Below are 11,573 nucleotides of genomic sequence, written 5' to 3'. Positions count from 1 at the left end.
GGCTAAACGGAGCTGAGGCGAGATGTCGGACAACAATGAGATCGGCTTCGCGATCGTGGGAATCTCTGGTCGCTTTCCAGGCGCATCCGACGTCCACAAGTTTTGGCACAACATCAAAGCGGGGCGCACCAGCGTTTCAAGTTTCTCGTCTGAAGAGCTGGAAGACTCCTTCGCTGACCAGGAGCGTGCCGATCCCGATTTTGTCGCGTCCAAGCCGATTCTGGACGACGTCGATCTGTTCGACAGCGACTACTTTGGGATGTCGCCGCGCGAGGCTGATCTGACCGATCCGCAGCAGCGGGTGTTCCTCGAGATTTGCGCTGAAGCGTTGGACGATGCGGGGTACGACCCGGAGCGTTATCAGGGGGCGGTCGGCGTCTTCGCGGGCAGCTCGCTGAATACCTATTTTTTGCGACACGTGTGCCCCGATCGCCCAGCGGTCGAGCGGTTCACGTCGAACTTCCAAGTGGGCTCCTATTCGGAGCTACTCGGTACACTCAATGATTTCATTGCGACGCGGGTCGCCTACAAGCTCAATCTCAAGGGACCGGCGGTTTCTGTCCAGAGTGCCTGTTCGACATCGCTTCTTGCCGTCGCGCAAGCCTGCGAAAGTCTTGCGGCTCTGCAATGCGACATGGCATTGGCCGGTGGCGTCTCGATCACGTTCCCTCAGAAGCGAGGATATATCTATCAAGACGGCGGCATTGCCTCGCGCGATGGCACCTGCCGGCCGTTCGATATCGACGCGGCCGGGACTGTGTTCGGTTCCGGCGCCGGCGTGGTGGCAATCAAACGGTTGGCGGATGCTGTCGCTGATCGCGACGCGATCTATGCGGTGATCAGAGGTTACGGCATCAATAATGATGGCGCAGCCAAGGTCGGATTTGCGGCCCCCAGCGTCGGAGGGCAGGCGGAGTGCATCGCGGCTGCGCTCGCGATGGCTGGATTTGACGCTGAATCCATCGGCTACGTCGAGTGTCACGGTACCGGCACGCCGCTCGGCGATCCAATCGAGATCGAGGGGCTGTCGCAAGCGTTTGCTGAAGCGTCCACCGGTGTGGTCGCCGATCGCTACTGCGCTTTGGGATCGGTGAAGGCCAATGTCGGTCACTTGGATGCCGCGGCGGGCGTAACGGGTCTGATCAAGACCGCGTTGATGCTTCACCACGGCATTCTTCCGCCTCAGGCGAATTTTGCCGAGCCGAACCCACGCCTCGACCTCGCCAAGCGGGGATTTCGGGTGACGACGGAATTGCAGGAGTGGCCTCGCGGCGATGCGCCGCGTCGCGCCGGCGTCAGCGCCTTCGGCGTCGGAGGCACCAATGTTCATTTGTGCCTGGAAGAGTCGCCGCCGACTGCTGCGGAGGGGGCGTCGCAGGTCGAGAATGCAGTGGTTCTCCGGCTGTCTGCCAAGACTCCCACCGCGCTGGAGACAATGCGGCTGCGGCTCGCCGACCATCTTGAAACCGCAGTGCAGCGTGGAGAACGGGTTGGTTTGAACGAACTTGCCCACACCCTGGCTGCAGGGCGGCGAACGTTCGATCGGCGCTGGGCGGTCGCGGTGAACTCCGTGGAGGGAGCAGTCCGGTCGCTGCGGGAAGTCAGCTCCGATGCGCGGTCGGTATCACTTCGTCCCGGCGCGGTGTTCATGTTTCCCGGCCAGGGCGCTCAGTACCCGGGGATGGGGCGGCGGCTCTTCGAGTCCGATCGCGAATTCCGCGCCGATGTCGAACTCGGCGCGGCAATCGTCAAAGAACACCTCGGTGTCGATATCCTCGCGGTGCTGTTCGACGACCGTGACAATGACGATCATGCGATCCTGTCGACGACCTTGGCGCAGCCTGCGCTTTTCCTCGTCGAGTATGCCTTAGCACAGCGTCTGCTCCGGTCCGGGATCGAGCCGAAAGCGATGATCGGCCATAGCCTCGGCGAACTGGTGGCGGCGGCGCTGGCGGGCGTGATGTCGTATCAGGATGCGCTCAATCTCGTGGTGCATCGCGGACGGATCATGCAGGCCCAGGCGCCGGGCGCCATGCTCAGCGTGCGGTTGGCCGCTGGTGAGCTTTCGGCGCATTTGCCAGCCGGTGTCGAGATCGCGTCTGACAATTCGCCCCGTCTCAGTGTCGCCAGCGGTCCTTTCGAGGCTGTGGAAGAGCTGGAGCGGCGGTTGGAAAGGTTGGAGATCCCGCATCGGCGTCTGCACACGTCACACGCTTTCCATTCCGTGATGATGGATCCAGTGGCGATCGAACTCGAGAAGGTTGCCGCCGGGATTGCACTCCGGCCACCGAAGCGCCGGTTGATGTCGACCGTCACAGGAACTTGGATGACTGCGGCGGAGGCCACGTCGCCGGCCTATTGGGCCCGTCAATGTCGCGAGCCTGTCAGCTTCCGCGCCGCGCTCACCACGCTGATCGATGCGATATCTCAGCGGGCGGATTGCCTTCTGGTGGAGGTCGGTCCGGGCAGGACTCTGTCGACGTTCGCAGGGGCGTCATCGTCCGCCTCCAAGGTCCGGGCGATCATTCCCACGGCCCCGGACTATGCGGAACGAAACGACGAAGAGCTCACCTTTGCTCAAGCGCTGGGCGATCTATGGGCAAATGGCGCGAGGTTGAAATCCGATGTTCGCCCGGCCGCGGGGGCGCCACGGCTGAGATTGCCAAGCTATCCGTTCGAGCGGACGCGCCATTGGATCGCGCGTCCTGCTTCGGCCGGCCCCGAGATTATCGTGCCAGTCGCGTCTGCCCGAGGAGACACGTCCCCTCGGACCGTGCCTCCGCAGGAGGTGCGTAGCGATCGGAATGGTCCGAGTAGCGTTTCGATGGAGAGCAAGATGTCGGGTGACGAGGTCTCGAAGGCGCTGATCAAGGCGCTTGCGGCTATCCTGTCAGATGTCTCGGGGCGACCTCTTTCGGATCAGGACGCGGCGACCTCGTTCATTTCACTTGGGTTTGATTCCCTGCTGCTCGGTCAGGTCGCGCAGCGCGTCAACAAGTCGTTCGGCGTGAAGATCACGTTCCGGCAGTTGATGCGAGATCTCAACTCCATGGACGCCCTGGCTGCGATGTTGAAGACGTCGGCACCGGCCGACAAATTGCCCCAGGTCGAGCGTGCGGTCGTGAATCCCCAAGTGGCGATGGTCGAGCCGCCGACAGAGGCTGCAGTGTCGAAAGATCCGCCAGCGCCGGCGATGGCGGGCGCCACGGGAGTCGAGGCGTTGCTTCGCGAGCAGCTTCAGTCGATGGAGCGGATTTTTGCCGCTCAGCTGGCGGTCGTCGGCAAGGAAGGGCGCGTCACTGCTGAGTTGCCGGTTGCTGCGGTGCCGGCCAATAGCGGCGAAGCCCCTTCGCCAGACAAAGCTCTTGTGATGCCGGACACGGGAGAGGAGGGAGGCGGTCGGTTCAAGATGTATCGCCCCGGCGCCGGCGCCGGCGCCGGCGATCTCGCACTCGCATCGGAGCAGCTGGCCTACATCGAGAACCTCGTCCGGCGTTATAACGATCGTACGCCTGGATCGAAGTCACGCGCTCAGGCATCGCGCAGAGTTCTTGCTGATCCCCGGACCGCGAGCGGCTTCAATGCGCAGTGGAAGGAGATGGTGTACCCGATCGTGTGCAACCGGTCGAAGGGAGCGGCGATCTGGGATATCGACGGCAACGAATACATTGATCTGGTGAATGGCTACGGCCAGACGATGTTCGGCCATGTCCCGTCATTCGTCGCCGCCGCGTTGCACGCACAGTTGGAAGACGGATTCGCGATCGGACCGCAGACCGAACTGGCCGGGGAAGTCGCGGCGCGAATTAGCGCTATGACCGGCAATGAGCGGGTCGCCTTCTGCAACACCGGTTCCGAAGCTGTCATGGCCGCCATCCGGGTGGCGCGCGCTGTGACCGGACGACAGAAGGTCGTCGTGTTCAGTGGCGCCTATCACGGTCAGTTCGATGAGGTTCTGATCAAGTCGTGCCGCGCGGGCAGCGTCCCCGGTGCACTTCCGATCGCGTCCGGCATCCCGGCTGAAAACGTCGGACAGATGATCGTTCTGCCGTACGGCCATCCAACAAGCCTCGAGCTTGTCAGTCAAATGGCCGACGATCTAGCCGCCGTTATCGTCGAGCCGATTCAAAGCCGGCATCCAGCTTTACAGCCGCGGGACTTCGTAGCGTCGCTCCGAGAGCTGACCGCGAAGAGCGGGACGGCGCTGGTATTCGACGAGGTGGTGACGGGCTTCCGAGTTGACCCCGGTGGCATGCAAAAGGTCTTCGGTATCAAGGCCGATCTGGCGACCTACGGCAAAGTGCTTGGCGGAGGAATGCCGATCGGTGTGGTCGCCGGCCGTGCCGAATTCATGGACGCTCTCGATGGCGGCTTCTGGCAATACGGCGACGATAGCGAGCCCGAAGTCGCTCCGACATTCTTCGCCGGAACGTTCGTCCGGCACCCCATGGTGCTTGCCGCCGCACGCGCCGTGCTTGATCACATCGAACGGAACAAGGCCGAGATCTACGCGCCATTGGCGCAGCGCACGGGGCAGCTGGTCGATCGGATCAATTCTCACCTTGAGAGCCATGGACTGCCGACGCGGGCCGAGACGTGTGCGAGCTGGTTCTTTGTCGATGGTTTGCCGTTGGGGCGGTTTGCCGGCCTGCTGTTCGCCGAGCTTCGCCTGCAGGGGATCCATGTTCACGAAGGCTTCCCATGTTTTCTCACCACCGCACATGAGGCCGCTCAGTGCCAAGCGATCGACGGCGCGTTCGAAAGGGCAATAGGCGCCTTCGCGAACGCCGGGCTGATCAAGGGTGAGCTCAAGAGCATCACCAAGAAGTCTTATCGGACCGGTGACGACCAAGCTCAACCACAGCGGCTGAAGCCCAAATTGGTTCCGCTGACGGAGCCTCAGATGGAGGTGTTGCTCGCGGCTCAAATGGGCGATGCAGCCTCGATGGCGTTCAACGAGTCGGTCAGCGTGCGTTTCGAGGGAGCGCTGGTCTCAAGCGCGTTGATCAAGGCGGTTGAAGAAGTCGTTCGGCGTCACGAGGCACTTCGTGGCCGTGTCGTCGACTTCACCGGAATGCTCGAGATCAGTCCGGATTGCGTTCCCAAAGTGCCGGTCATCAAGCTCGACGAGGCGGACGGCGATGCCGAACTGGCACAGTGGCTGGCCAAGGATGCCAGAACGCCGTTCGACCTATTCAACGGACCCCTGATTCGTGCCAGCGTTCTGTGTCTGGGGCCTGACATCCACGTATTGGTCTTTACCGCGCATCACATCATCTGTGACGGCTGGTCGATGAACGTCCTGCTCGGCGACTTGGCCGCGATCTACAACGCCTATCGTGACGGAAGAACGCCGGCGCTGATACCCGCCGCGAGTTTCGCCGAACATGCTGCGGAGCGGCCGCGGCCGTCGACATCCACGATCGAGTTCTGGCGGACGCAGTTCGCGGATGTGCCTGTCGCCTCGGAGCTTCCGCTCGACCGCCCACGCCCGGAGGTCAAGAGCTTCCTCGGTGCATCCCTGCGCGAGCAGCTGGGGCAGGACCTTTGCGGTAGCGCGAGGGAGCTGGCCAAGCGCCAGGGCATAACCCTGTTCACGGTGCTGTTCGCCTCGGCGCAGATGCTGTTCGCGCGGCTTTGCGACAACGAGCGCGTTGTGTTGACCGTTCCAATGGGCGGTCAGGCGTTGCTGGATCGGCAGGATCTGGTCGGGCATTGCGTGAACTTCCTGCCGGTGCCGGTTACAGCTCGGTCCGCGGTGTCATTCTGTGAACATCTGAAGCACGTCGACGGGAAGCTGAACGAGATCTTCGACCACCAGGACTACACGTTGGGGTCTCTGGTCCGCGACCTCGACATTCCCCGCGGCATCAACCGGACGCCGCTGTCGGACATTCAGTTCAACCTTGAACGGGTCGGCTCCCGGCTGACATTCCGCGACGTCGACACGCGCGTGGAGACCAATCCCAAGGCGTTCGTCAATTTCGACATCTTCATCAACATGATCGAGATGGACGACGACATCACGATAGAGGTCGATTTCGCAACTGATCTTCTGGATCGGGCGACGGTGTCGCGATGGCTTGATCAGCTCCGCAACGTCTTGGCGCAGGCGCTCGAGCAGCCGCAGATCATCCTGCAGGAATTGAAGCTGGAGGAGCCAGTCGTCGGCGAACTCGAAAGCGGTCGAGCAACGACTCTGCAGCCTTCGCGTTTCGACATTCCGCTGGTCGAGATGATCGAGCGAAACTGTGACCGCACACCTGATGCGATTGCGGTGGAATACGAAACCGACGTTCTACGCTACCGTGATCTGGAATCGAGAAGCAATCGAATTGCAGGTCTGCTGAAAGCGATGGCTCCGGCCAACGGAGCCCGGGTCGCGGTCGCGGTTCAGCGCGGTCTTGACCTGCCGGTTGCCTTGGTCGCCGTGGCGAAGGCGGGTCTCGCTTACGTCCCGGTTGATCCTTCGCTCCCCCTGTTTCGGATTCGGCAGATGGCCGAAGCCGCCGAAGTTGCGGTCTTCATTACGTCAGGGGAGGACTGTCCGGTTGCAGCCGAAATGGGCGCGCCCGTCATCGATCTGGCGCGAGATGCCGCGCAGATCGATGCTGCATTGTCGGTTCGTCCCGAACCGGCATCGCCGCAAGAGGTGCTGGACTCGACCGCCTATATGATTTTCACGTCCGGCTCGACCGGAACACCGAAAGGCGTGGAGATCACTCACCGCGCACTAGCCAACTTCCTCGGTTCGATGGCGGTCCGGCCTGGCTTCGGTGCCGATGATCGGATCGTCGCAGTGACCACGGTGTCGTTCGACATCGCGGTTCTTGAGCTTCTGTTGCCGCTGTATTGTGGTGGGCGAACCGTGATCTGTGGCAAGGACAGGTTGCTTGAACCCGAGGGCGTCGTCCGGCTGATCGAAACCAGCTCTGCGACGATCGTTCAGGCCACTCCGACGCTTTGGCGCGTGCTTCTTGAAGCAGGCTTGCAGCCGTCACGGCCGCTCCGCGCATTGAGCGGCGGAGAGGCGCTGCCGCGCGATGTTGCCGAGAAGCTGATCGCCGCAGGCTTCGAGCTGTGGAACATGTATGGGCCGACGGAGACCACAATCTGGTCGGCCTGCGGGCGGATTGTCGATGCCAGCCGGCCGATCGTGATCGGTGAGCCTGTAGCTAATACCGATCTCCACATTCTGTCTGACGACGGAACGCACGCGCCGGTCGGCACGCCGGGAGAGCTGTGGATTGGCGGTCTGGGTCTGGCAAAAGGCTATGTCGACCAGCCCGATCTGACTGCCGCAGCATTTCCGGTGATGTCGTTGCAGGATGACGAAACGGTGCGTCTGTATCGAACCGGCGATCTGGCCGTGCGGCTGGCGGACGGCGGCATCCAACTGCTTGGCCGACGCGACCAGCAGGTGAAGATCCGCGGCTTCCGCATCGAGTTGGAAGAGATCGAGTCCGTGCTGCGGACTTGTCCAGAGATCGTGGACGCCGCGATCATGGTCGAGAATGCGGACACAGCGGACGCGGCGTTGGTAGCTGCCTTCGTGGCGAAGCCGGGGATGCCGGTGAGCATCGACAGCCTGCAGCAGACGGCGCAGCTCAGTCTTCCTCATTATATGGTTCCTAACCGCTTTGTAGCGGTTGCTGAATTGCCCAAGACCGCAAACGGAAAATTGGACCGGAAGGCGCTGTCTGCGACGATCGTCAGACCGCCGATCGTCGTCAGTTTCATTGAGAAGGCGGAGGTGCGCGACGAGCCGGCACCGGACGTTCTGAACAAGGTCATCTCTGTCGTCGAGGCGGCGTTGAACCGAACCGGGATCAAGCCGGGCGACCGGGTTTTCGCTCTCGGTGCGACCAGCCTGCACGTCTTTCGGATGGCCGCGCGGTTTTCCGAAGCGAAGCTGCCGATCCGGGCACAAGATCTGATGACCAACCCGAGCATGAGCGATTTGGCGCGGCGGGCTTCCGTCGCGGCAAGAGCGCAGACGTCGGACAAGAAGACGCCATCGCTCGCCGAGTTTCGGCGCCCCTCGAGCCGCGTGAGGACAACATGATGACGCAGGCCCCCTCCGTCGTCGGGCAAGAGCCTGGGTTTGAGCCCGTCCGCTGCACTAGCATTCAGGAGCGGTATCTCGAAGTGCAGAGAGACGATCCAGGCTCATCGCTCGCCAACGTCGCGATGCGATGGCTGATGAAGGGGGCGGTGCACGACCAGACAATTCAGAAGGCGCTCGACTTTCTCGCCGGCCGGCACGAGGCGCTCCGGACGAGATTTGAACGCTCGGCCGACGGCTACTCACAGATTGTCGTCGAAGCCTCGCCCAGGCTGTCTCTGATCGATTTGTCGCAACTCTCGAACGAGCGCTATCAGGCGGAGGCGGAGCGACTTGCATCTTTGGAGGCGAGGGCACCCTTCGATCCCTTGGTCGCGCCGCCTTGGCGAACGACGGTGCTTCGACGCTCGCCGAACGAGGCGATCCTGCTGCTGACCTTTCATCACGCGATCGCTGATGGCTGGTCAGTCGGGCTGATCGCGCGCGAATTCGCGGCTGCGGTAGAAGCGCTGGAGCGGGGGCAGCGGCCGGATTGCCGCGAATTGGACCTGCAATACGCGGATTATGCGCAGTGGCAATCGGCGTTGCTGGCGAGCGACGGCCTGACAGAGGAGCGTCAGTACTGGCGTGGCAAGCTGTCGGGGCTTTCACCCCTCGACATCAAACCCACCAGGCAGCGCGTGCTCGATGCCGGTCGTGACGGCGAGATCCGGAGCCGTGTTCTTCCGCGGCCATTGACGGATGCGCTGCAATCGCTGGCGCGGCGTGAAGGGTTCACGATGTACGGGCTGGCGTGTGCGGCCCTGACGCGTGCGCTCGGCCGCGAGCTGGAGACCGACGAGATCGTCGTCGGAACGCAGGTCGCCAACCGCGATGATCCGTTGCTGTTCGACCTGGTCGGCCCCGTGGTCAATACCGTCGTCCTAAGGCTCGGGATCGATGCGGAGAACGATCCGCTTGCGCACGCGCGCAGCATCAGGGACGAGGTCTCGCAGGCGCTGGCGAACAAGGCGCTGCCCTTTGCTGAGATCACCGCCGGCATCGAATTGTCGGATCGAAAAGATCTGCCGCTCGGCTACGCCATCAACTTTGCGGCGCAGGCCGCCAATGTCGAGACCAGCCAGGTCGGTGTGATCCAGCGCGGCGCCCTTGAGCTGGTGTCGCTGCCCTCTGTGACGACGGGCTGCCTCTACGAATTCAGCTTCTTTTTGGTGGAGCGGCAGGAGGGGTGGCGAATCTCGTGTGAGTACAACACCGACCATCATGTCGCCGCAGCCGCCGATGCGCTGCTGAAAGCGTGGTCCGAGGAGATGGAGGCTCAGGCCAATTTGGTCGAGAGCGACCGGGGAGGCTGGGCTCGGACTTCGAAGGGCGATCAGCCGACCGGTGACGTCGTCACTCCAGTTGCGTTCTCGCTGGAGCGGAGGCTGTCGGGCCGGCGTCCCACGCGGCCTTATTTCCAGCCTTGCGTGCTACAGTCCGAAGGCAAGCTGCCGCCGATCTTTGCGTTGAGCAACAGGTCCTTGTACTATCCGTTGGTGCAGCGGGTTGCAGCGGGACGCCCCTTCATCGACTTGCAATGGGCTGATGACGCCACGTTGCCGCCGCTCGATCAGGACAGCATTTGCAGGATCGCAGCCTGCGCGGTTCGGCAGATTCGGGCTCACGACCCCGTTGGGCCGTACTATCTGATCAGCCTCTGCCTGATGGGCAACGTTGCGCTCGAAGTTGCGCAGCAACTGAAGAGCCTCAATGGCGAAGTGTCGGTGATCTTTCTGCTCGACGCTGTCGCACCCGGTTATGTGGAATCGATGAGCCGGTTCGACCGTTTCCTGAGGCGAGTCCAACTGACCGACAGGATCATACCAGATCTGATGGCGCGGATTCGGAAAATCAGGTCCGGGGACATGAGCATTGCTGCCGCCATGTCGCAGTACTCGATCGTCAGAAACAATCCGTTGGCCCGATTGATCGGCAGGGGTGGAGATGCGCCACGTCCGAGGGCCACCAACGAGGATTTCCTCAATCACGGCCTGATGGACTATCTGCTGGACGCTAGGGCCTTGTATCCCTGGAAGCCGTATGACGCTGAAGTCGTGCTGTTCCGAAGCTCGAAATCGCGCGTCGGACGGCTGTTCGAGCGCGGCCTGGGATGGGACAAGGTCGTGAATGGGCAGTTGCGGATCTTCGACGTTCCTGGTGTGCACGACGACATGACCCGCGAACCTGCGGTGGCGACCATCGCCGAATATATGAGCTGGGTGATCGATCGGCGAGAAGGCCGCTGGTCCGCGGAGCGCTCCGTAGGCTGAGGACAGGTGCGATGTCGCCGGCGAGCTGCCATCTCTACGCGTCTGCCGGATGTGGCCGACAGGGGCTCGGCTGAAAGATGCGTCGGGATGTTCTCGTGCTTCTCATCATTCTGGCGGGGCTTGTTTCGGCTGCGCTTGTAGGAGGCTCGATGTGGGCCGAACGTCGGGCCTCGAAGCTCGTCAAGCCGACTGATCAGGCGCGCGTCGGAGAGGTAGTGTTGACCGATCCGAGAACGGAGACCGGAATCCCGGTTCGAATTTGGAGGCCGGACCAGCTGCCTCCAGCACCGCATCCCGCGGTCGAGTGGAGTGGTCCTGATCATGGACTGCCGCTGGTGATCTACGTGCCGTCCTGGGGCGGCCGCCGCTCCGAGAATGATGTGATGCTCTCCACGATTGCCGGCGCGGGATTCATTGTCGTCGCCATGGACGATATCAGTCATGATCGGCCAGATCCTGCAACCAACGCCGCGGACGAGATGGTCCGATTGGCGCCGTTCAGCATGCAGACCACGCAGGACTATACGAGCTTTCCGATCACGAGTGAGCGTCGAACCCGGCTGGGATATGACAAGCTCCAGCGGGTTCTGGATGCGCTTCGCGCCGGGCAGGCGTCAGAGTTGCTCGAAGGCGTCGATTTCTCGCGGATCGCGGTCGTCGGTTATTCGTTCGGCGGCGCCGTCGCGGCGAGAGCGATTGCCGTGGATGGGCGTTTTGCGGCCGGTGTGGATCTCGATGGCTGGGTGATTCACACTCCCGCCGCCGCCGGGCTGCAGCGGCCGTTCCTGGCAGTGTATGCGGCTCTCCAGCCTTCCGGGAGCATCTGGTCGCATCGTCCGAACTACGAGACCAGGATCGGATGGGAGGATTTCGGCTGCCTGTTAGGGCTTGCCCGCTCGTCCGGCTCGAAGGTGTTCATTATCGATGGTGCGAGGCATTCGGATTTCTCCGATCAGCTCTACGCCGAGGATCGCTGGCGTCATTGGCGGCCGTGGGCTCCCAAGCGTCTTGCGCCGGAGCGCATACATGCGATCATCGATACGCTTCTGCTCCGGTTTCTCGTCGGGCATCTGATCCAGCATGGGAGTACGCCTCGGGCTGATTTTGCCGAGGTTAGATCGGTGACGGAGATCGAGGGCCTTAGTCCGACCCGTCCGCGGCTGGGCGTCGGTTCGGCGAACTAGACCAGGTCTTAC

Annotated in this window: 3 protein-coding genes; all 3 read left to right on the top strand. The window is 62.5% G+C overall.

Features of this window, described 5'->3' with window-relative positions:
* The first annotated feature begins 22 nt into the window (after positions 1-22).
* The 3 genes from DNX69_RS06345 (at position 23) to DNX69_RS06335 (ending at position 11,561) form a co-directional block, all read left to right on the top strand.
* Complete coding sequence (locus DNX69_RS06345; protein WP_110785180.1) at positions 23-8,065, top strand: non-ribosomal peptide synthetase/type I polyketide synthase; 8,043 nt, start codon at positions 23-25, stop codon at positions 8,063-8,065.
* Positions 8,065-10,377 carry a condensation domain-containing protein gene (locus tag DNX69_RS06340; protein ID WP_234826877.1) on the top strand — a complete coding sequence of 771 codons (2,313 nt, stop codon included), beginning with the start codon at positions 8,065-8,067 and terminating at the stop codon, positions 10,375-10,377. The genes DNX69_RS06345 and DNX69_RS06340 overlap by 1 nt, the downstream gene beginning before the upstream one ends.
* 95 nt (positions 10,378-10,472) lie before the next feature.
* Positions 10,473-11,561: a dienelactone hydrolase family protein gene (locus DNX69_RS06335; protein ID WP_234826876.1), complete on the top strand. Its 1,089-nt coding sequence runs from the start codon at positions 10,473-10,475 to the stop codon at positions 11,559-11,561.
* The last annotated feature ends 12 nt before the right edge of the window (positions 11,562-11,573 follow it).

The organism is Rhodopseudomonas palustris, assembly GCF_003226555.1.
GTDB classification, from domain to species: Bacteria; Pseudomonadota; Alphaproteobacteria; order Rhizobiales; family Xanthobacteraceae; genus Rhodopseudomonas; species Rhodopseudomonas palustris_I.
The sequence above is the reverse complement of the archived record's forward strand: the minus strand, read 5'-3'. Positions and strand labels throughout refer to the sequence as shown.

Coding starts and splice junctions, on each gene's coding strand:
- DNX69_RS06345 (WP_110785180.1), top strand. CDS start 23: ATGTCGGACAACAATGAGATCGGCTTCGCGATCGTGGGAATCTCTGGT.
- DNX69_RS06340 (WP_234826877.1), top strand. CDS start 8,065: ATGACGCAGGCCCCCTCCGTCGTCGGGCAAGAGCCTGGGTTTGAGCCC.